The sequence below is a fragment of the Roseateles chitinivorans genome, from assembly GCF_050632145.1.
GTDB lineage: Bacteria > Pseudomonadota > Gammaproteobacteria > Burkholderiales > Burkholderiaceae_C > Roseateles > Roseateles chitinivorans_B.
Genome location: NZ_CP192577.1, coordinates 677,194 through 698,309 on the forward strand (window position 1 = coordinate 677,194; position 21,116 = coordinate 698,309).

The following is a 21,116-nucleotide window of genomic DNA, read 5'->3' on the forward strand; positions in this document are numbered from 1 at the left end:
GTGAGGTGCTCCGGTGACGGGGGTAGACGTTGGGAGTTCTTGGAGGGCTCTTGGGGTCAGGCGGGTTGCAGGCGGCTCTTGCCGGCCGGTGGGATCAGGGACAGGAAATCGGCCAGCTTCTGGCGCAGGGCGCTCGCCCAGGGCAGCTGGAGGGCGGACAGCGAGGGCAGCTTCATCAGGCTGCAGGGCCAGCCGCTCGGGCCGGCGATCAGCGCCTGCTGCACGTCGACGCCGGCGCGCTTCATCGCGCGGGCATAGGCGAGCGCCTCGTCGCGCATCGGGTCGTCGTCGGCGCTGACGACCAGCGCCGGCACCAGGCCCGACAGGCGGCCGGTGGCGGCGGGCGCGGCGTAGGGGTGGTCGCCGTCCTCGCACTCGCCGAGGTAGGCGCGCCAGCCGTGCATCCAGCGGCACTCGCCGTAGCCGGCATCGGCCTGGCGCAGCGAGGCGGTGCCCATGCAGGGATTGAGCATCGGTCCGATCAGGATCTGGCCGGACAGCTTGCGGTGACCCTGGTCGCGCGCCATCAGCGCCAGCGCGGCGGCCAGGTTGCCGCCGGCCTCTTCACCGGCGACGATCAGCGGCGCGCCCTTGCCCGAGAGCTTGGCCCGCGCCTTGTGCACGCCGGCCAGCAGCGCGTCCAGCGTCTTCAGCGCGGTGGGGAACACGGTCGCCTCGCCGGTCGGGTAGTCGACGTCGACGACGACCGCGCCCGCGTCCGCCAGCAGCCGCGAGACCAGCTCGCCGCTGTCCAGGTCGCCGCTCGTGAAGGCGCCGCCGTGCAGGTGCATCACGACCGGCGCGTCCTTGCGACGGGCGGCGCTCTTGTACACGCGCACCGGCACCACGCCGTCGCCGGCGGGCAGGAGGTCGTCGTGGCAGGAGGTCAGCGGCAGCGCGTCCATGGCAGGGCCAAAGGCCTGCTCCCCGTGGGGGCAGACCGGTCATGTTGCAATGCAGCGAAATTTAGACAACGGACGCCGTCCGATAAATAGCCCGGGACGCGCTTCAGCGTTTCATCGACGAAACAATCGATCGGGCAGGATGGCGACCTCGCGCGCGCGCAGACGCGCCGTTGTGCTGGAGCAGTCGCGGCAAGCCCGCAGCAGTCAGGGTCAAGGGGTTCAAGGATGGACAAGCTCAATGCCATGCAGGCTTTCGCGCGCGTCGTGGAAGCGGGAACGTTCACGCGGGCGGCGGAATCGCTGGACCTGCCCAAGACCGCGGTGACGCGGCTGATCCAGTCGCTGGAGGACCACCTCAAGGTCAAGCTGCTGAACCGCACGACGCGGCGCGTGAGCGTGACGCCCGATGGCGCCGCGTATTACGAGCGCGTGACGCGGCTGCTGTCGGACATCGAGGAACTCGAAGGCTCCGTCTCGCATGCACGCGCGGCGCCGAAGGGGCGCATCCGCGTCGACGTGGCCTCCTCTGTGGCGCGCCTGCTGCTGATCCCCGCACTTCCGGAGTTTTATGCAAGGCATCCGGACATCCAGATCGACCTCGGCGTGTCGGACCGGCCGGTGGACCTGATCGGCGACAACGTCGACTGCGTCGTGCGCGGCGGCGAGATCACCGACCAGTCGCTGGTCGCGCGCCGCATCGGCGACTGGGGCTACGGCTGCTGCGCGTCGCCGGCCTACATCCAGCAGCACGGTCTGCCGCAGCATCCGCTGGACCTGGAATCGGACCAGCATCACGTGGTGAGCTATTTCTCGACGCGCACCGGCAAGCGTTTCCCGTTCGACTACAGCAAGAACGGCCAGCGCTACGAGATCTACGGCCACTACAAGGTGTCGGTGAACGACGGCAACGCGTACATGACGGCGGGACTGACGGGGCTGGGCGTGATCCAGGCGCCCTACTTCATGATCAAGCCGCACATCGACGCAGGCGAACTGGTGCCCTTCCTCTGCGACTGGGAGTCGGATCCGCTGCCGCTGTACGTGGTGTACCCGCCGAACCGGCACCTGAGCACCAAGCTGCGCGTGTTCGTCGACTGGATCGCGGAGCTGTTCGAGCGTCATTCGGTGTGGCAGAAGCAGCTGGTCGCGAGCTGCGAGGCCAAGCGCAACGAGTCGGACGAGGCGTACATCCCGCTGGAACCGAATGCGGCGAAGCAGGCGGTACTGAGCGCGGCGTGAACCTTCACGCCCTGACGACGCCGCTTGAGCGACGTCGCGGCCCGCACCCATAATCGCCGCCGACCTCCGGTCGCCGCCAAGCCTTCGGAAGCGTTCGCGCCTCCGGCCGCGGGGTATCCCCGCGGCGCTCTTCTTCGTTATCCATCCGGCGCCGATACCCCACCACGCTGCCGCGCGGATCTGTATCGGTCGAGACCGGCCAGTTGGCGGCGCGTCCGGGGGTCACCTCTTGCCCCCGTCGCCGCCCTCGCGGCGGCGACAAGGACCGCCCGCCGCCGATGACCGTTGCCGCGCCGTTGACCTATCCCCGCTGGATCGCGCTGGCGCTCGCCCGCGCGCTGCAGACGGACGATGCGTCGCCGCGCGCCCGCGAGGCCGATGCGCTGCAGGCGCGTGCCGAGCAATGCCTTGGCGTCGACGCGCGCCCCTGGTTGAAGCCGCTGTGCCTGGCGCTCGCGCGATGGACGACACCGGTGTGGCGTGCGCACTCGATCGCGAGCCTCGCCGAGGCGCTGCTGGAGATCGATGCCTTCCACGAGGGCTTCGACCTCGAGCGTTTCCCTCGACCGACCGTGCGCCGCCTGCTGCTGCGGCCATCGCGGATGCGGCCGTTGCCCTTCGCGCTGGAACACCTGGTGCTGCCGGACTGGCCGACAGAGGCCGCCCTGGCCGCGTGGCTCGGCCTGAGCTTGGGCGCGCTCGATCACTTCGCCGGTCCCGCGCGCCAATATCGGGAGGCCACCGCCACGCCCCTTCGCCCGCATGTCGTGCCGACGCCCCACTACCGCTGCGTGCTCGTGCCGAAGCGTCGCGGCGGAATGCGTCTGATCGAGGCGCCGCTGCCGCGACTGAAGGCGATTCAGCGCCAGTTGCTGGACGGCCTGCTGAATACGCTGCCCTGCCACGAGGCGGTCCATGGTTTCGTGCCCGGTCGCAACGTCGCGACGAACGCTGCGGTGCACGTGGGCCAGGACTTCGTCATCCGCTTCGACCTGCGCGACTTCTTTCCCGGCATCGGACGCGCGCGGATCGCGGCGACCTTCCGGACGCTGGGGTATTCCGACGCGGTCGTCGAGCGGCTGACGACGCTCTGCACCGCGCGCACGCCGGCACCGATCCGTGAGCGACTGCGGGAAGACGGCTCGATCGATGCCGAAGGTGCCAGGCGGCTCGCCTCGCCGCACCTGCCGCAGGGCGCGCCGACCTCGCCGGCGCTGGCCAATCTCTGCGCGTTCCCGCTCGATCTGCGGCTGGACGGACTCGCCCATCGCTTCGGTGGGCGTTACACGCGGTATGCGGATGACCTCGTGTTCTCCGGCCCGGCAACGCTGCGCCGCGATCAGCGCGAGTTCCGCGCCTGGGTGCAGGCGATCGTCGAAGACGAGGGCTTCCGACTGCGCCACGACAAGACGCACGCGATGCCCGCCGGCGGAAGGCAGCAGGTGACCGGCGTCGTCGTCAACGCGAAGCCGAATCTGGCGCGTGAGGACTTCGATCGGTTGAAGGCCGAGCTGCATCGGCTCGGTACTTTGACGAACGTCGATCCCGCGCTGCGATCGGCGGTGCTGGGGCGACTCGCGTGGGCCAGGCAATTCCTGGCACCGATGCGGGTGGAGAAGTTACAGCGGATGTTTGACGCGATCGGCTTCGACTCGCTTCGCTGACCTCAGTCGCCGCGGAGGACAGCGTCGCGGCCTTTCGCCATCGGCCACGGGCCGGGTAACAGCGGCGGCTTCCAGAAGGCTTTGACCCGACAATGACTCGGCGGGATAATCTTTGGCCTATGCCGGTTCTCACCCAAAGCGAACGACAGCGCCTGCTGCAAGCGGTGGTGTTCTTCGCGTCCCATACGCAGCACTGCGGCAAGATCAAGCTCTTCAAGCTGTTGTACCTGCTGGACTTCGAACACTTCCGACAAACCGGCAAGAGCGCTACCGGCCTGGACTATCAGGCCTGGAAGTTCGGCCCAGTGCCCATCGAACTGATGGAAGAGTGGGAGGACCTTGGCCCTGATCTGGCCGACCTCGTGCACATCGTCGAAGAGAAGGTCATCGATTTCGAGCGTCAAGCTGTGAAAGTCAACGACGGCGTTGGGTTTGACGCCGAACCGTTCAGCCCACGGCAGCTGCGCATCATGAAGGCCTTGGCCGAGCAGTACCGCAACACGTACTCCCCGAAGATGATCGACGTCACCCACGCGCAAAACGGCGCTTGGGACCGTGTGTGGCAGAACGGCCAGGGTGCGCGCCGCGCCATTCCTTACGAACTGGCCATCGGCGAGGCCGACCCGCATTCCGACGTGGTGCGCGAACTGGCGCAGGAACAGGCCCAGTACCGAGCAGCCCTGATGGCCGTTCGCCACGCCGAAGCCGGTTGATACCGAATATGGTGACGGCTGCAGTAGTCGCCCGGCCAGGGCAGATTTGGCGTGACGACTGCTACTACCTGGACCGCACAACGGGCGAATGCCAACGCAAGTACTTGCTAGTGCTTGCCGTAGACCTGCGCAGTGACGATGTGGTTACGGTTGTGTTCACCAGCAAACCCAATGGATTGGCGGAGCAGCCCGCCTGCAATCAGGGGCCGCCTCGTGCGGGCTACTTCGTGGGTACCCCGGGCGGGGTTCTCACATTGCCCAGCTGGGTAGACTTCAACAGCCTGCAGGACCTGGACGTCGACGACATGACGAAGCTGCAGCGTACCGGCCGCATGAGCTTGCAGCAGCAGTCGCTGCCTACGCCGTTGCTGTGCGCCGTACTGCGATGCTTGCTGCAATATGACGACCTGACAGGCCGACAGGCTCGGCTGATAGGCGATGTGGTGGCAGCGTTGCGTTGCCCCTAGGCTTCGAAGGCCTGCCGCCTAACTTTGTTCCAAAGGTCAAGCGTCGATAGCCTGAGACATCGAGATCATCAGGCTCGAAACGGACCTTGGAGAACGGTCGCCCGCAACCAGATCGATCAAGCCGCGATCTGCTGCCTCGGCACGCTCAACCGCACCCGCAAGCCCTGACCCTGGGTCGCATCGAGCAGCTCCAGCTTCCCGCGGTGCCGCTGCGCGATGTCCAGCGCGATCGCCAGGCCCAGGCCGCTGCCCGTTCCCTTGGATTCGCTGCCGCGCTCGAAGCGGCGCAGCGCGCGTTCGCGGTCCTGCGGCGGGATGCCGGGGCCGTTGTCCTCGACTTCCATGCGCGACCAGTCGCCCTCGCTGCCGGTGCGCACCGTGATGCGCGGATTCGGGCCGGCGTAGTTCAGGCTGTTGTGCAGCACGTTGGACAGCAGCTCGCGCAACAGGAAACTCTGACCCAGCATCGGCGCACTCTCCAGCTCGAACTCGATGTCCGCGCCGGCCTGCAGCGCGCGCGGCACCCAGTCCTCCGCCACCTGCGCGGCGATGTCCCGCAGGTCCACCGGCTGTTCGCGCCCGCCGGGCTCGGCCTCGGCGCGCGCGATCGACAGCATCTGCGTCGCCAGCCGCGCGCTGCGATCCACCGATCCCTGCAGACGCTTGAGCACCGGCTCCATCTGGGGATCGTGCGGCTCCAGCAGCGCGAGGTCGATCTCGGTCCGCAGCGAGGTCAGCGGCGTGCGCAGCTGATGCGCCGCATTGGCCAGGAAGTCCTGCTGCGCCGAGGACGCCCGGCGCAGCCGTTCGAACAGCCGGTTGAACGCCGCGATCAACGGCCGCAACTCCCCCGGCACGTCGGGCTGCAGCGGCTCCAGGCGCGCGAGGTCGCGTTCCTCGAGCGCCGCGCTCAGCTGCGACAACGGTCGAAGGCCGCGGTACGTCGCCCACCAGCCCGCGGCAGTCAGCAGCACGGCCATGCCGCCGATCAGCAGGCCGACGACGACGACCAGCTGCTGCTGCAGCGCGTCGCGCTTGTTCAAGGTCTCGGCCACGAGGATCTGGCAGACATGCCGGGCGCCGCAGGTGGCGCCGAGCGCCGCGGCCCGCAGCGATTCGCCGTCCAGCGTCGCCAGCGTGAAGAACCATTCGTTGGGCTTGCGCTTGGGCAGCTTCAGCCGCGCGAGCTGCGCGTCGCCGAGCAGCACCTCGCCCGCCGGATCCAGCACCAGGTAATAGACGCGGTCGGTGCGGTCGAAACGCAGCGCGCGGTCGGTCGGTCCCGACACGTCGACGACGACCTGGCCGTCGCGCTCGCGCAGCAGGCTCGCCACCGCGAGCGCGGTATCCCCGAGCGCCTGATCCAGCCACGAGATCGCCGTGTCGTGCATGACGCGGTACAGCACGATCCCGGCCGCGGGCACCGCCACCAGGACCGGCACCATCAGCCAGATCAGCAGCCGCTGCTTGAGGCTGAAGGTCCGGCGGCCGCCGCCAGGGAACGACCCGGTCATGCCCCGGTCAGGCCTTGGCCGCCGGCGCGGACGGCATCTCTTCCAGCAGGTAGCCCAGGCCGCGCACGGTGCGCAGCTGCAGGCCGGCAGGCTCGATCTTGGCGCGCAGGCGCGAGACGCAGACCTCGATCGCGTTGTCGCTGACGCCCTGCTCCCAGCCGTTGCTGGCCGAGGCGATCTGCTCCTTGGCGACCACCTTGCCGGCACGCGCCAGCAGGAAACCCAGCACATCCCATTCACGGGCCGAGAGCGCCAGCGGCTCCTCGGCGATGTAGGCGCGGCGCGCCTCCATGTCCATCCGCAGCGACGAGAGTCTCAATTCATTGCCCGTGCGGGCTTGGCTGCGACGCACCAGCGCGCGCGCCCGGGCGATCAGCTCGCTCAGCGCGAAGGGCTTGACCAGGTAGTCGTCGGCGCCGCCTTCCAGGCCGCGCACGCGGTCCTCGACGGCGTCCCGCGCCGTCAGCAGCAGCACCGGCGTCGTGCTGCCCTGCGCGCGCACGCGCCGCAGCGTCTCGAAGCCGTCGATGCCGGCCAGCCCGATGTCCAGGATGAGCAGGTCGTAACGGTCCTCGCGCAAGGACAGCGGCACGGGCTCGCCGCGGGCGCTGACGTCCACGACCCAGGACTGCGAGCGCAGCGCCCGGGCGGTGGACTCCGCCAGGAACTCATCGTCTTCGACCAGGAGGATTCGCATGGAGCGTCAGCATAAGCCTAGACCCTTGCAGGGGCCAATCCGTCACCTGTCAGAAACCTGAGGGCAACGGCGTTGACAGGTTCCGGACAGGTTGTTGTCAAGTCCGCAACAGCGAGCTTGGACAGACTGCCGTCCATGCCGAACACCGCCCACCTCGACCTTCCCTCACAGCCGTTCCGCAAGGATCCGCGCCCCGCCGTGCTGCTCCTGCACGGCCTGTGCGCCAACCCGCTGGAGATGATGCCGCTGGCCCGCGCCCTGCGCGACGCCGGCTATGTCGTGGAGGCGCCCGCGCTGGACGGCTACGGCGTGGTGCCTCCTGCCGCCGGCGCGCCGGTCGCCGACAAGCCCCGCCGCCCGCCGGTCCCGCCGTTCGAGCAGTGGGTCGAGATGGCCGCCGCGCACTTCGACGCACTCGCCGCGAAGCACGCCCGCGTGGCCGTCGGCGGCCTGTCGATGGGCTCGGTCCTGGCGCTGGCCCTCGCGCTGAAGCGCCCGGCGGCGGCCTTGATGCTGCTGTCCACCAGCCTGCACTTCGACGGCTGGAATGTTTCCCCGTGGCGCCGGCTGCTGCCGCTGGCCTACGTGCCGCCGCTGCGCCAGTGGCTCGCCTTCCGCGAGACGCCGCCTTACGGCATCAAGAACGAACGGCTGCGCGAATGGGTCGCGCAGGCGATGAATTCGAGCCACGTGTCCGCGGCCGGCGCGGACCGGCTGCCCGCCGCCTCGCTGTACCAGGCATCGCGAATGATCCGCCTCGTGCGCCGCCGGCTGCATGAGATCGACGCCCCCGCCGTCGTCCTGCATGCGAGCGAGGACGACGTCAGCGGTCCGCGCTCCGTGCTGGACCTGCAGCGCCACCTGGCCACGACGCCGGAGGTGCACTGGTTCCACCACAGCTATCACATGCTGACCCTGGACAACGAGCGCGGCGCCGTCACGCAGGCGGCGCGCCAGTTCCTGGAGCGGCTGGTGCCCGTCGAGACACCCGACCGTTCCGTTTCCCCTTTGACCACGACCGAGGACCTCCGCCATGAGCAACACGCTTGACCAACTCCGTCAACTCGCCTGCCACGAGCTGGGCATGACCGACGACGAACTGAAGAACGACGTCACCTTCGCCGAACTGGGGCTGGACTCGCTGATGCTGGTCGACTTCATGTTCGCGGTGGAGGACAAGTTCCACATCGAGATCGACCACGACACCGCGATGAAGCAGCCGACCATCGTCGGCCTGGCCGCGATCGTGGATTCGCAGCTGGCTGCCAAGGCCGACGCCGGCGGCACGCCCGCGGCCGTCGCCGCCTGAGCGCCGGTGCCGGCATGAGCCCGGAAGCGGTATGGATCACCGGCATCGGCGCGTGCAGCGCGCTCGGCCCGGACGCGGACTCGCTGGCGGAGGCGCTGGCGCAGGGGCGGTCGGGGATCACGCTGCAGCCGGGGGAACCGACACGCGGCGTGGTGCCGTTCGCGGCGGCGGCGGTGACGCTGCCGCTGGGACAGGACATGCCGCCGGCCCAGCGCAACCTGCACGACCGTCACAGCCTGATGGCGCTGCACGCGGCGCGCGAGGCCTGGACGCAGTCCGGCCTGCCGGCGACGTCCGCGACGCCGGAGCGCTCGGCGGTGGCCTGGGGCACGGGGCTGGGCGGCTCGAACGCGCTGCAGCAGTCCTACGGCGAGCACCTGACGAAGGAGACGCCGCGCATCCATCCGTACACGGTGGTGCGGGTGATGAGCAACTCGGCCGCATCGCACCTGGCGATGAAGTACGGGCTGAAGGCGGCGATGCTGACGATCTCGAACGCCTGCGCCTCGTCGGCGCAGGCGATCGGCGAGGCGCTGATGCTGCTGCGCCAGGGCCGCGCGGACGTGGCGCTGGTCGGGGGCTCGGAGGCGATGCTGAACCCGGGCTCGGTGGCCGCGTGGCAGGCGATGGGCGTGATGGCACCAGCGGATCCGGAAGATCCGTCGCGCAGCTGCCGGCCGTTCGACGATGCGCGCAAGGGCCTGGTGCTGGGCGAGGGCGCGGCGGCGCTGGTGCTGGAGACGGAGAGCCACGCCCGCGCACGCGGCGCGTCGGCGCTTGCCGTGCTGGCCGGTTATGGACATAGCGTCGACGCGGTGCACCTGTCGCGGCCCGACGCCGACGGCCAGGAGCGCGCGCTGCGCGCCGCGCTGGCCGACGCGGGCATCGAGGCCTCGCAGGTCGGCTACGTGAATGCGCACGGCACGGCGACGGACGTCGGCGACACGGTCGAGGCCGAATCGCTGTCTCGCGTCTTCGGTGTGCGCGGCGTGCCGGTCAGCGCGACCAAGGCGCTGCACGGTCACCTGATCGGTGCCGGCGGCGCGCTGGAGCTGGTCGCCTGCGTCCAGGCGATGCGTCGCGGGGAACTCCCGCCGAGCGCGCACATCGGCAAGAGCGAACTCGAGGAAATCGCCGACGTGATCCGCGAGCCGCGAGCGTTTGACTCATCCAAGTGGATGGTCAGCAATTCCTTTGCATTCGGCGGAAGCAACGTATCGCTTGTGATCAGTGCGGCTTGAAGACATGCGGCCTAAGCTGGCCGCATGTCCGAATTCCTACTGACCTACGACGTCGTCGAGCGCCTCAGCAACGAGGCAGCAATTCAGTCGATTCTTCTGGACGCCGAGTCAACCGGCGACTCCGGATACCTTGCTCATGTTCAGGGCCTTGTCGCCGAAGCCCGTCGACGCTACGCCCTTGATTCGCATATCAAGGACTCCGCTTCACCTCAAACCGCTCCAGCATCGTCGCCAGCTCCGCCGCGGAGCGCAGACCCAGCTTCGTGAACGCCCTCGCGCGGTGGACCTCCACCGTGCGGATCGCGATGCCGAGTTCGTCGGCGACCTGCTTGTTGAGCTTGCCGGCCGCGACCAGCACCGCGACCTCGTGTTCGCGGTCGGTCAGGCTGGCGAGCTTGCCGGCGACGTCCGCGTGGGCGCGCGACTCGCGCCAGCGGTGGATGTCCGTCGCGATCGCGCGCTGCACCTTGTTGACCAGCGCCTGGTCGTTGAACGGCTTTTCAACGAAGTCCAGCGCCCCCTTCTGCATCGCGTCCACCGCCATCGGGATGTCGCCGTGGCCGCTCAGGAAGATCACCGGCAGCGGCACGCCGCGAGCGATCAGCTCGTCATGCACCTGCAGCCCGGACAACGGTTCCATCCGCACATCCAGCACGATGCAACCGTGCGGCTCGATCGCGCGGTCCAGCGCCTCGAACAGCGCCGGGCCGCTCGCATGCGGTTCCACCCGCAGCCCGTGCGTGCGCATCAGGAAGGCCAGCGCATCGCGCACCGCCGCCTCGTCGTCCACCAGGTGGACCGTCGCCTGTGGGTCGCTCATCGCGCGCCCTCCTTGTGTTGTCCGATGCCGCTACCGCTACCGCTGCTGCCGCCGTTGCCAATGCCGATACCGATACCGATACCGGCACTCGTTCCCGGCTCGCTGCCGTCGCACGCGCCCTGCCCCGGGCACAGCGGCAGCGTGAAGCTGATCCTCGCGCCGCCGAGCGCACTCGCGCCGGCTTCCATGCCGCCATGGTGCGCCTCGATCACGGAGCGGCAGATCGCCAGTCCCATGCCCATGCCTTCCGACTTCGTCGAGTAGAACGCCGTCGTCAGCTGATCGATGCCGCGTCCTTGCAGGCCGGGGCCGTTGTCATCCACATCCACGCGCACGAAACGCTCGCCGACACGTTGGGCGGCGATGCGCACCTGCGATCCCGGCTTGCCGTGCAATTCGTCGAGCGCGTTGCGGACCAGGTTGATCAGCACCTGCTCGATGAGCACCGCATCGGCCTGCACATCCGGCAGGCCCGGAGGCATCGTCACCTCGACGAGCACGCCGCGCAGGTCGCGCTTGAGCAGCGCCAGCACCCGCGCCGCCAGTTCCGGCACCACGCAGCGTTCCGGCTGCGGCGCGCGGCGCGTCAGGAACGCGCGGATGCGCTGCACGATGCGCCCGGCCTCCTGCGCCTGCTCGCCCAGACGGCGCAGCGCCTCCATCACGATCTCGTCGGTCTGTCCGGCGCGCTCCAGCGAGCGCAGCGCCCCCGCGTTGTAGCCGGCGATCGCCGCCAGCGGCTGGTTCAACTGATGCGCCAGCGCCGACGCCACCTCGCCCAGCGTGCTCAGCCGCGCCTGGTGCGCCAGCGCTTCCGTGCGGCGACGGTCGCGCTCCTCGTTCTGCTTGCGCGCGCTGATGTCGACGATCGAGCCCATCCAGCCGATCTGCACGCCGTTCGCGTCCACCAGCGGCGCCTCGAAGATCATCACGTCCAGCTCGTGGCCGTCGCGATGCATCCAGCGCGCCTCGTAACCCTCGCGCGGCGCGCCGCCGGCCATGTTGCGCTGGTGGCGGCGCAGGCTGTCCTCCATCTCGTCCGGCAGCCAGTACGGCATCGGCGGCAACTGGCCGAGCAGTTCCTCGGCGCTGTAGCCCACCAGGTCGCAGAACGCGCGGTTCACATGCGTCAGCCGGCCGTCGAGGTCGCGGCCGCGCAGGCCCACCGTCAGCGAGTCCTCGACCGCACGGCGCCAGGCCGCTTCGGTGCGCGCCTCGCCTTCGGCGCGCCGCACCTCGCGCATCTGCCGGCGCAGCATTCCGCTGGCCAATGCCGACAGCAGCAGGAACACGCCCATCAGCCCCGCCGCCAGCGTGTACCACCACGGGCGGTGCGGCACGCGCGTGTTGAGTTCCAGCCAGGTCTCGCGCATCGCCGGATCGACGCTGACGCGGTAGCTCTGCGTGTCGGGCAGCGCGAGCGCGTCACCGGTCTGCGCGAGCCGCTGCCCCAGTCCGTCGACCAGCCGCACGTCGTACTTCTGAGAGAGCCACCACGGCAGCGTCTGCCGCAGCAGCGCGCTCGGCGCGAAGCGCACGACCAGCCGGCCGCCCTGCGGCCGTGGCGAACTCCAGTGCGCGGTCAGCCCGCCTTCGTCGAGGCTCACGCCGCTGCGTTCCCGCGACGGCGCCAGCGCCTGCGGCGTCTGCTGCGGCACATGCGCGATCACGCGGTTGTTGGCGTCGAGCACGGTCACGCTGACCCACAGGCGCCGCAGCCCTTCGGCCACCGCGCGATGGTTCAGCAGCATCTGGTCGTCGACGTTCCCCGGCAGCTGCTGCGCGAGCCGGTCCACCGCCGCATGCTCCGCATTGAGCCAGTCCGAGATGCGCGCCTCCAGCGACAGCGAGTCGGCGATCAGCGTCAGCCGTTCCTCCTCCAGGTCGCGCATGTCGCTCAAGCGCAGCCACACGCCCACCGACGCGGCAAAGGCCAGCGCGAGCACCACAGGCAGGGCCCAGCTCGCGCGCTTGAGCAGGTGGAGGAGACGTCGGGACGCGGCCATGGCGGCAGTCTAGGTGCTGCGCTGCGCAGAGCGCACGACGGGCCTCCCGGGATACGTGTTTCCCCAATGTGGAAGTCCACAACTGGCGGCGCGGGAACCGGATTTCCACAATCCGCCACATTCCGCGACAGCTCGTCACTGCGTCTGATCGGCGGATTCCGAAGAACACCAGGAGACCGCATGTCCGCCAAATTCCCCCGCCGCCTGCTGCTGTCGGCCGCCCTCGCCATCGCCGGTTTGGGCGCCGCCGCCACCGCGTTGGCCCAGGCGCCGATCGTCATCAAGCTGAGCCACGTCGTCGCCCCCGACACCCCCAAGGGCAAGGGCGCGCAGCGCTTCAAGGAGCTCGTCGAAGAGCGCAGCAAGGGCAAGCTGAAGGTCGAGGTCTACCCGAACAGCCAGCTCTACAAGGACAAGGAAGAGCTCGAGGCGCTGCAGCTCGGCTCGGTCCAGATGCTGGCCCCGTCGCTGGCCAAGTTCGGTCCGCTGGGCGTCAAGGAATTCGAGGTCTTCGACCTGCCCTTCCTGTTCAAGGACGACGCGTCGTTCCGCAACACGACCAACACGCTGGGCATGGAGCTGTTCAAGAAGCTCGAGCCCAAGGGCATCAAGGGCCTGGCCTTCTGGGACAACGGCTTCCACATCATGAGCGCCAACAAGCCGCTGCACCACGTGGCGGACTTCAAGGGCCTGAAGATGCGGATCCAGTCCTCCAAGGTGCTGGACGCGCAGATGCGCGCGCTGGGCGCGATCCCGCAGGTGATGGCCTTCTCCGAGCTGTACCAGGCGCTGCAGTCCGGCGTGGTCGACGGCACCGAGGGCGTGCCGTCCAACTTCTACACGCAGAAGACCTACGAGGTGCAGAAGCACACGACGATCAGCAACCACGGCCACCTGGCCTACGCGCTGATCATCAACAAGAAGTTCTACGACGGCCTGCCGGCCGATCTGAAGGCCGTGGTCGACAGCAGCGTCAAGGACGCGACGACCTACGCCAACGCGATCGCGCAGACCGAGAACCAGCAGGCCTTCGAGAAGATCAAGGCCAGCGGCAAGACGACCATCTACACGCTGACGCCGGCGGAAGTGAACGAGTGGAAGCTGGCGCTGATGCCGGTCCACAAGGAGATGGAGTCGCGCGTGGGCAAGGGCACGGTTGAGGCCGCTTACAAGGCCGCCGGCTTCGTGCCTCCGACGAAGTAAGCCGCTCACCGCCCTTCCTCAGCCGCGCCCTGCTTCGGCGGCGCGGCTTTTCTTTGCCTGAAGGAGACCGCCATGTCATTGAAGTGGCTGGACCGACTCGAGGAAACGCTGATCGCGTTCCTCATGGGCGCCGCGACGCTGGTGATCGCGATGGCCGTGCTGCACCGCTTCCTGGCCGGCGTGCCGGCGGTGCAGGACTACGTCATCCGCATCGACGTGAGCTGGGCGCAGGAGCTGTGCATCTACATGTTCGTGTGGATGGCCAAGTTCGGCGCCGCCTACGGCGTGCGCGCCGGGACCCACGTCGGGGTCGACGTGGTCGTGCGCAAGCTCAAGCCCGAGCACGCGAAGTACCTGGTGATCTTCAGCCTGCTGGCCGGCGCGGTCTTCACCGCCACGGTGGGCACGCTGGGCGCGACCTTCGTGTGGGAGAACGGCGCGCACTACGCGTTCACGCATGCCTTCGGCATCGAGAACCCCGACCTGTTCGAAGGTCCGACCTCGCCGGACCTGGAGATCCCGACCTGGATCGCCTACTCCTGCGTGCCGCTGGGCTCCTACCTGATGTGCTTCCGCTTCCTGCAGGTGTGCTGGACCTTCATCCGCACCGGTGAAGCGCCGCACGCGGACCACGGTCATGTCGAAGGCATCGAGGACGACGTCGCCGCGGTGGGCTCGGTGAAGACCGCCGAGGAAGCTTCGAAGGGAGACCGCGCATGAACACGCTGATCATCTTCTCGCTGCTGGTGGTGCTGATGCTCACCGGCATGCCGATCTCGATCTCGCTGGGCCTGACGGTCCTGACCTACCTCTTCACGATGACGAACGTGCCGATCGAATCGGTCGCGCTCAAGCTGTTCACCGGCATCGAGAAGTTCGAGATCATGGCCGTCCCGTTCTTCATCCTGGCGGGCAACTTCCTGACGCATGGCGGGGTGGCGAGGCGGATCATCCACTTCGCCACGACCATGATCGGCCACTGGTACGGCGGCCTCGGCCTGGCCGGCGTGCTGGCCTGCGCGATGTTCGCGGCGATCTCGGGCTCGTCGGTGGCGACGGTGGTCGCGGTCGGCTCCATCATCCTGCCGGCGATGACCAAGCAGGGGTATCCGAAGCAGTTCGGGGCCGGGGTGATCACGACATCCGGCGCGCTGGGCATCCTGTTCCCGCCGTCGATCAACCTGGTGATGTTCTCCATCGCCACGGCCGGCATGTCGGCGACGGGCCCGCACGGCGAGGTCGTCGGCACCGCCTCCGTCGGCCAGCTGTTCATGGCCGGCGTCGTGCCGGGCGTGTGCCTGTCGGTGCTGCTGGGCATCACGACCTGGTACCGCGCCAAGAAGTACGACTACCCGCGCATGGTCAAGGCCACCTGGGGCGAACGCTTCAAGGCCTTCCGCGACAGCTTCTGGGGCCTGATGCTGATCGTCGTCGTCATCGGCGGCATCTACAGCGGCAAGTTCACGCCCACCGAAGCGGCCGCCGTGGCGGCGGTGTACGCCTTCATCATCTCGGTCTTCGTCTACAAGGACATGGGCCTGAAGGACGTGCCCAAGGTCCTGCTGAAGGCCGCGGCGATGAGCTCGATGCTGCTGTACATCATCACCAACGCGGTGCTGTTCAGCTTCCTGATGGCCTCGGAACAGATCCCGCAGACGATGGCCGCGTGGATGTCGGCGCAGGGCTTCGGACTGTTCGTCTTCCTGCTGCTGGTCAACCTGATCCTGCTGGGCGCGGGCAACTTCATGGACCCCGCCGCGATCGTTCTGATCATGGCGCCCATCCTGTTCCCGGTGGCGGCCAAGCTCGGCGTCGATCCGGTGCACCTGGGCATCCTGATGGCGGTGAACATGGAGGTGGGCCTCTGCCATCCGCCGGTGGGCTTGAACCTCTACGTCGCGTCGGGGATCACGAAGATGGGGATCACCGAGCTCACCGTCGCCGTGTGGCCGTGGCTGCTCACGATGCTGGGCTTCCTGATGGTCGTCACCTACTGGCCGACGCTGTCGCTGGCGTTGCCGAGGGCCTTGGGCCTGGTCGGCTGACGACAAGCCCGCACGCCTCTCGAAGCCCCGCTGGCGCATTCGCGCCGCGGGGCTTTTTTCATTCCAAGGCTCACTGCATCTCAATTGACATTCGCCACACGCGGGATGCCAATACCATGACCAAAAGAGTTCGGGAGCAGAGGGGGAAGACCGCACTTGATGGCGACGCCCCTTGTCGAACGGCCCAAGTCCAACGCAATCGGAATGCGCGCCATGCGTATCACATCGCCCCTTCTGATCCCGTGCCTGATGCTGGCCGCCCTGCTGCACGCATCTCAAACGCGAGCACAGACATCGGCCCCGGCCGCCGCGTCCGATGCGGCCTCCGCGTCGAACACCATCCCAGATTTCTACCGGGCGGGCGCGGTGCGCGTTGCCGAAGGTCGGATGGTGATCCAGGGCACCCTGCTCTCGGGACGCACGGTCGACGAGGCGCTTCTGGCGCTGGCCGCGCACCCGGAGGTCAGCCAGTTGTGGCTGATCGACATTCCGGGCGGGACCCATGGCCCCGAGCGCCGTTTCTCAGCGCACCTCGGTTCCCTGGACGTTTTCGCGGCCGGGGTCTGCTTCTCCGCCTGCGCCATGGCAGCGCTGTCCGGCAGAAGCTTGACGCTGGTCCCGACGCCCGGAAAGACGCCCACCGTGCTGGCATTGCACGGGACGTTCGACCCCGTCACAGGGTCCTGGGCGCCCGATGGACTGCGCATGGTCGACATCCTTCATGCTCGCCTGCCGGCCATCGACAAGGCGGTCATCATCGAAGCGCTGTCCTTCAGGCAGCCCAATGCTGCCGGGTTGTTCATCTTCGCTGACGCAAGCACACCGCTCGCGGGCGGGCATCTGGTGAACCTGTGCGCACGCGCACCGACGGACTGTCGCGCCCTTCCCATCGATTCGCTGACCACGCTGGGCATCCGGCGCAGCGACATGGATCTCCCGGCTCCCGCGGTCCCGCGCCCCCAAAAGGCCACGCCATGATGTCCGACCCGTTCCCGGATCACGCAGTGACGACGACGGCGGCTCGCGACCATTGCGATCAGCTGCCGGCGACCGTGCCCGAGGCGCTGGCGCGAACCAACGCGCGGCGCCTCTCCGATTGCATCGCGGAAATCTCCGGCGGCTGACGCTCTCGGGAAAATTCGTCGCTGGCGTGCTCGACTGCAGGCCGCACAACCGCCCTCGGCCACCGCTACCTGCTCGCGGCGGGCTCCGCCTCCCTCACAAGAGGTAGGCCCGTGGTGCGTCGTTGGCCGAATTCCGCAACACGGGTAACGGTCGATTTCAGAGGCGCCGGATCGATTGACGCGACCAGTAGCGGACCACTTTAATCCGCTGCCTTGACGCGCGACCTGCGCGTCGGTCTCGATCACGCCGGCCGCAGCGCCGAGAGGAATCCGCATGGCGCTCGCTCCCCGTCCCACCACCGCCGACCGGCTCCGTCGAGCCGCCATCGCCTCGAGCCGGGCGGCGCTTGCCGCAGCCCTGCTCGCAGCGCTGAGCGCCTGCGGCGGTGGCAACAGCGACGACGCCAAGCCGGCAGCCAACCCACCGGTCGCCACGACGCCGGGATCCGGCGGCGGCACGGGCACCGGATCGGGTGGCACGGGCACGGGCACGGGCACGGACGGCGATCCGACCACCGAAGTCCCGCCGCCACCGTCCACGCCGATGCTGCCGACAGCGCCGGCCGATCCCGAGCCAGCGCCCCCGCACCGCCTCCGACCAGCACACCGGCCGCGCCCTCGCCTGCTCCCGCACCGGCGCCGGCGCCAACTCCGGCTCCGGCACCAGCACCAGCACCAGCACCAGCACCAGCACCAGCACCAGCACCAGCACCAGCACCGGCACCGGCACCGGTCCCACCCCAATCGAGCGGCCCGACCGCCTCGACGGCATTGCAACTGCCGCTGGAAGTGCTGGGCGCCGGCCTGCCGAGCGCCCCGACGATCGCCACGGCGAACCTGACGCTCGACGCCAACGGCACCAGCGCGGCCACCGAGCTGTGGCTGCGCTGCCATCGTTGCAGCTTCTTCGGTCCTCCTGAACACGAGGCGACCAGCGAGGCGCCCGCGGCCGTCAAGGCGAGCCTGCGCATCCTCGGCGGCACGTCGGCCGCCAACGCCGGCGCCATCCCCTGGGTCGACATCACCGACGCCACGATGGTCCTGGCCGATGCCGAACGCGTGCAGGGCGGCCTGAAGCGCGGCGGCGGCCTCTACACCGCCCGCATGACGCTGACGCTGGACGCGGCCACCCGCGCGCGGCTGGTCAGCGGCGTGAACCTCGTGCAGTTCCGCTTCAACGGCAGCGATGGCGAGTCCAACGGCTACCGCGTCATCGACCTGCAGTTGCGCAACGCGCAAGGCCGGAGCCTGGCGACCAATGCGGTGCAACGCACCGACATCAACGCCGAGAAGGTGGCCGGCCGCACGCTGACCGCCGCCGTCGCCGCCGGCGAGAAGCTGTGGAAGGCCGAGAACACGCTGCTGAAGTCGACGCTGGTGAAGCGCCAGATCCGCGCGGCCTGCGCGTCCTGCCACGCCTCGGACGGCCGCGACCTGCAGTACTTCAACTACTCCAACAACTCGATCGTGCAGCGCTCGCGCTTCCACGGCCTGACCGACACCCAAGGCGGACAGATCGCCGCCTACCTGCGCTATGCGCTGCGCGACATGGCGCACGTCGCGCAGGCCGCGCCGTGGAATCCGCCGTACCAGCCGGGCGCCGGGCTCGACAGCAAGCCGGTGACCGAATGGGCCGCCGGCGCCGGCCTGGACGCCGTCCTCGATTCGCCGAGCGACGCGGTCAAGGCCCTGTTCGGCAAGCCGCTCGACGGCTCGGCGCTCGCGCTGACGCAGGCCGACGTCGACAAGGTGATGGACGCCAACGCGACCCTCAACACCCGCGAGGTCCCGCTGCCGATCCAGTTCCCGGACTGGAACTCTTACCTGCCGGCGATGCATCCGCTGGACATCTGGCCCACGGGCGCCGACGCGGCCGGCTCGTTCGAGAAGGGCGCGACCTTCACCGCGGACAACCGGCGCCTCGACCCGCTGGCCACGTCCAGGAAGATCACCGCCTGGCTGGAGTCGCACCGCTCCGCCACCTTCGGCGACTGGAGCCATCTGACCCCGCAGCAGCGCAACGAGATCCAGAGCCTGCTCAAGCCGTCCGGCTTCGAGCTGTATGCCTTCCTCGGCGGCGGCCGCGGCAACCACCTGGCCAAGACCGGCCTCTACGGCTCACAGGTCGGCGCCGCGCAGCTGCAGAAGCTCGCCTCGCCGACGCGCATCGCCACGGAGCCCGCCGCCTTCACGACCAACGCCTTCATCGAACGCGTCGTCGGCAGCACGCTGCAATGGAACCTCGTCCAGCAGTGGGAATGGGCGCAGCGCTACGGCATGGAAGGCGACCAGCGCTGGTTCATCGGCGACTACGACGCCACGGCCAAGACCTGGGCCGGACGCGGCGAGAAGCGCGGCTGGCCGTTCAACACGGTCAGCGCCTTCTTCCTGGCGCCGCACATGGTGTACCAGTCCGACACCGACGCGACGGGCAAGATCACCCGCGAGTGGCTGCTCGCCTGGGAGACCGGCAACAAGCTCGGCTCCTACACGCGCACCAATGCCTGGTACCAGATGCAGGTCACGCTCAACCCGGGCGCGCAGAGCGACTGGGTGAACTACTCGGTGGACTGGCCCTATCTGACCGGCTTCGACTCGCTGCTGTCGCAGACGCTGGGCGACGCCACGCCGGCCCAGTCCACCGCCGCGCTGATGAGCGACATCCGCCTGCTGCAGGCGCGCATCAAGTCGGCGCAGTTCGTCAACAACAACATCCCGCTGTGGGTGCCGACGGACACGCGCTCGATCATCAACAACCGCGGACGCTTCAGCAAGGCGGCGGTGGTCAAGCACCTGAACCCGATCAACTTCATGGAGGCCGTCTCCACGCAGGCGACGCAGTCCTCGCCGTTCCGCCGCCTCGACAAGCTGCAGGCCGGGCTGACGCTGAAGTTGCTCAACGGCGCGTTCAAGCAGTTCAACCAGCTCTACACGGTCACCGATCCCGCCATCTGGCGCCGGTGCGATCCGAACAACATGGACCTCGGCGAAGCCGAAGCCCACCGCCGGCTTCTCGTTCTGCCTCGACGTGGCCAAGCAGCCGCTGACGCTCAAGTCACCCGGCGTCTACATCATGGCGTCCACGGACTACCGCAGCACGGCGGAGCAGAAGCTGCAGTACGCGGTGTGGAAGGCGGGCACGCTCGGCGCCGATCCGGACCGCGTCAAGACACTGAACGACTGGCTGCTGCGCGCCTGGCCGTGATGGCCGTGATGGCCACGAAGGTCCGCAGGCCTTCATGCCCGTCAAGGCTGCGATGGGTCAACGCCGGCAGCAGCCGGCCGGACCTCAGACGCCGCCTCGGTAACTGCCCTGCTCAGCCGACAGGCCGGCCTTGACGCTGCGCGTCAGCTCGTCGGCGTAGACCTCGTCGCGACCGGCGGCGAGCGCGTCCAGCACCTGCTGCGCGACGGCCAACGGATCGGCCTTCGGCGCGTCCAGGCCGGCGGTCATGTCCGTGTCCATGAAGCCCACGTGCAGGCCGAGCACCGCGGTGCCCTGCCCCTTCAGCTCCTGCCGCAGGCCGTTGGTCACGGACCAGGTGGCCGCCTTCGACACGCTGTAGGTGGCCGCGCCCGTCAGGTTGAGCCAGCTCAACACCGACAGCACGTTCACCACCGCGCCGCCGCCCTGTGCCTTCAGCACCGGCGCGAAGGCGCGCGTGAGCTCGAGCGGGCCGACGACGTTGGTCTCGAACTCGTCGCGCAAGGCCGCCAGTGCCTTGTCGCCCAGCAGCGGCGAACCGCGCGTGATGCCCGCGTTGTTGATCAGCAGCGTGACGTCACCGGCGGCGCGCACGGCCGCCTCGATCTGCTCCGGCTTCGTCACGTCCAACGTCACCGGCACGACGCCAGGCAGGTCGATCGTCGACGGGTCGCGGGCGGCGGCGTAGATCTTCTTCACGCCGGCAGCCTGCAGCGCCTTGACGAAACTCTTGCCCAGGCCGCGGTTGGCGCCGGTGACGAAAGCGACGGTGTTCTTGAAATCCATGGTGGTGTCCTTGAATGCGGTGGAGAAGGATCGGAAGGGGAAGGGAAGTTTTTAAATGTCGATCGACATCAATAATGTAATGTCGACCGTCATCAAAACGCTGCGGGGCACCGGTCTTGCCCCTGGTGGCGGAGGGGCTGTCGCCACGCGCCCGCCGCCGGCACGTCGACCGCGCTAC

At 68.7% G+C, this 21,116-nt stretch carries 19 protein-coding genes; 13 read left to right on the top strand and 6 right to left on the bottom strand.

Translation table 11 applies throughout. The features are described 5' to 3' along the window. Positions 1-56 precede the first annotated feature (56 nt). The gene (locus ACQ86G_RS03090; protein WP_431259268.1) at positions 57-905 is read right to left on the bottom strand and encodes an alpha/beta hydrolase fold domain-containing protein; all 849 of its coding nucleotides are present in this window, start codon (positions 903-905) and stop codon (positions 57-59) included. Between the two features lie 225 nt (positions 906-1,130). Between ACQ86G_RS03090 and ACQ86G_RS03095 the strand changes: the two genes are divergently transcribed. From ACQ86G_RS03095 to ACQ86G_RS03110, 4 genes are all read left to right on the top strand, one after another. Further along, the gene (locus ACQ86G_RS03095) at positions 1,131-2,144 is read left to right on the top strand and encodes a LysR family transcriptional regulator (protein ID WP_431259269.1); all 1,014 of its coding nucleotides are present in this window, start codon (positions 1,131-1,133) and stop codon (positions 2,142-2,144) included. 278 nt (positions 2,145-2,422) lie between these two features. Beyond that, complete coding sequence (locus ACQ86G_RS03100) at positions 2,423-3,808, top strand: reverse transcriptase family protein (protein WP_431259270.1); 1,386 nt, start codon at positions 2,423-2,425, stop codon at positions 3,806-3,808. Between the two features lie 119 nt (positions 3,809-3,927). Continuing rightward, positions 3,928-4,521: a Panacea domain-containing protein gene (locus tag ACQ86G_RS03105; protein WP_431259271.1), complete on the top strand. Its 594-nt coding sequence runs from the start codon at positions 3,928-3,930 to the stop codon at positions 4,519-4,521. A gap of 110 nt (positions 4,522-4,631) precedes the next feature. Beyond that, complete coding sequence (locus ACQ86G_RS03110) at positions 4,632-4,988, top strand: hypothetical protein (protein ID WP_431259272.1); 357 nt, start codon at positions 4,632-4,634, stop codon at positions 4,986-4,988. 116 nt (positions 4,989-5,104) lie between these two features. Here ACQ86G_RS03110 and ACQ86G_RS03115 read toward each other — a convergent pair whose 3' ends face one another. Next, positions 5,105-6,502, bottom strand: a complete 1,398-nt coding sequence (locus ACQ86G_RS03115; protein WP_431259273.1) for a sensor histidine kinase — start codon at positions 6,500-6,502, stop codon at positions 5,105-5,107. Positions 6,503-6,509: 7 nt separating this feature from the next. Beyond that, positions 6,510-7,199 carry a response regulator gene (locus ACQ86G_RS03120; protein WP_431259274.1) on the bottom strand — a complete coding sequence of 230 codons (690 nt, stop codon included), beginning with the start codon at positions 7,197-7,199 and terminating at the stop codon, positions 6,510-6,512. A 135-nt stretch (positions 7,200-7,334) separates the two neighbouring features. On the opposite strand from ACQ86G_RS03120, the gene ACQ86G_RS03125 reads away from it, so the two are divergent. Genes ACQ86G_RS03125 through ACQ86G_RS03135 form a run of 3 tightly spaced genes read left to right on the top strand, consistent with a single transcriptional unit; the run spans position 7,335 to position 9,749 of the window. After that, on the top strand, positions 7,335-8,249 hold the full coding sequence (locus ACQ86G_RS03125) for an alpha/beta hydrolase (RefSeq protein WP_431259275.1): 915 nt from the start codon (positions 7,335-7,337) through the stop codon (positions 8,247-8,249). Continuing rightward, on the top strand, positions 8,233-8,508 hold the full coding sequence (locus ACQ86G_RS03130; RefSeq protein ID WP_431259276.1) for an acyl carrier protein: 276 nt from the start codon (positions 8,233-8,235) through the stop codon (positions 8,506-8,508). The genes ACQ86G_RS03125 and ACQ86G_RS03130 overlap by 17 nt, the downstream gene beginning before the upstream one ends. A gap of 14 nt (positions 8,509-8,522) precedes the next feature. Continuing rightward, positions 8,523-9,749, top strand: a complete 1,227-nt coding sequence (locus ACQ86G_RS03135; RefSeq protein WP_431259277.1) for a beta-ketoacyl-[acyl-carrier-protein] synthase family protein — start codon at positions 8,523-8,525, stop codon at positions 9,747-9,749. Positions 9,750-9,939: 190 nt separating this feature from the next. On the opposite strand, the gene ACQ86G_RS03140 is transcribed toward ACQ86G_RS03135, so the two are convergent. Both ACQ86G_RS03140 and ACQ86G_RS03145 read right to left on the bottom strand, forming a co-directional pair. Then, complete coding sequence (locus ACQ86G_RS03140) at positions 9,940-10,569, bottom strand: response regulator transcription factor (RefSeq protein WP_431259278.1); 630 nt, start codon at positions 10,567-10,569, stop codon at positions 9,940-9,942. Beyond that, positions 10,566-12,575 (bottom strand): sensor histidine kinase, encoded by a 2,010-nt coding sequence (locus ACQ86G_RS03145; RefSeq protein WP_431259279.1) that lies wholly within the window; start codon positions 12,573-12,575, stop codon positions 10,566-10,568. The genes ACQ86G_RS03140 and ACQ86G_RS03145 overlap by 4 nt, the downstream gene beginning before the upstream one ends. Before the next feature lie 180 nt (positions 12,576-12,755). On the opposite strand from ACQ86G_RS03145, the gene ACQ86G_RS03150 reads away from it, so the two are divergent. The 6 genes from ACQ86G_RS03150 to ACQ86G_RS03175 all read left to right on the top strand — a co-directional run bounded on the left by ACQ86G_RS03150 (position 12,756) and on the right by ACQ86G_RS03175 (position 20,286). Beyond that, on the top strand, positions 12,756-13,778 hold the full coding sequence (locus tag ACQ86G_RS03150; RefSeq protein ID WP_431259280.1) for a TRAP transporter substrate-binding protein: 1,023 nt from the start codon (positions 12,756-12,758) through the stop codon (positions 13,776-13,778). 78 nt (positions 13,779-13,856) lie between these two features. Beyond that, positions 13,857-14,498 carry a TRAP transporter small permease gene (locus ACQ86G_RS03155; RefSeq protein ID WP_431261321.1) on the top strand — a complete coding sequence of 214 codons (642 nt, stop codon included), beginning with the start codon at positions 13,857-13,859 and terminating at the stop codon, positions 14,496-14,498. Beyond that, on the top strand, positions 14,495-15,823 hold the full coding sequence (locus tag ACQ86G_RS03160; protein WP_431259281.1) for a TRAP transporter large permease: 1,329 nt from the start codon (positions 14,495-14,497) through the stop codon (positions 15,821-15,823). The genes ACQ86G_RS03155 and ACQ86G_RS03160 overlap by 4 nt, the downstream gene beginning before the upstream one ends. Before the next feature lie 213 nt (positions 15,824-16,036). Beyond that, positions 16,037-16,801: a hypothetical protein gene (locus ACQ86G_RS03165; protein WP_431259282.1), complete on the top strand. Its 765-nt coding sequence runs from the start codon at positions 16,037-16,039 to the stop codon at positions 16,799-16,801. Then, the gene (locus tag ACQ86G_RS03170) at positions 16,798-16,947 is read left to right on the top strand and encodes a hypothetical protein (protein WP_431259283.1); all 150 of its coding nucleotides are present in this window, start codon (positions 16,798-16,800) and stop codon (positions 16,945-16,947) included. Before ACQ86G_RS03165 ends, ACQ86G_RS03170 begins: the two co-directional genes overlap by 4 nt. Before the next feature lie 771 nt (positions 16,948-17,718). Then, positions 17,719-20,286, top strand: coding sequence for a hypothetical protein (locus ACQ86G_RS03175; protein ID WP_431259284.1), 2,568 nt, complete (start codon positions 17,719-17,721; stop codon positions 20,284-20,286). On the opposite strand, the gene ACQ86G_RS03180 is transcribed toward ACQ86G_RS03175, so the two are convergent. Then, positions 20,237-20,938: an SDR family oxidoreductase gene (locus ACQ86G_RS03180; protein WP_431259285.1), complete on the bottom strand. Its 702-nt coding sequence runs from the start codon at positions 20,936-20,938 to the stop codon at positions 20,237-20,239. The two genes, ACQ86G_RS03175 and ACQ86G_RS03180, sit on opposite strands and share 50 nt — an antisense overlap. Positions 20,939-21,116: the final 178 nt, after the last annotated feature.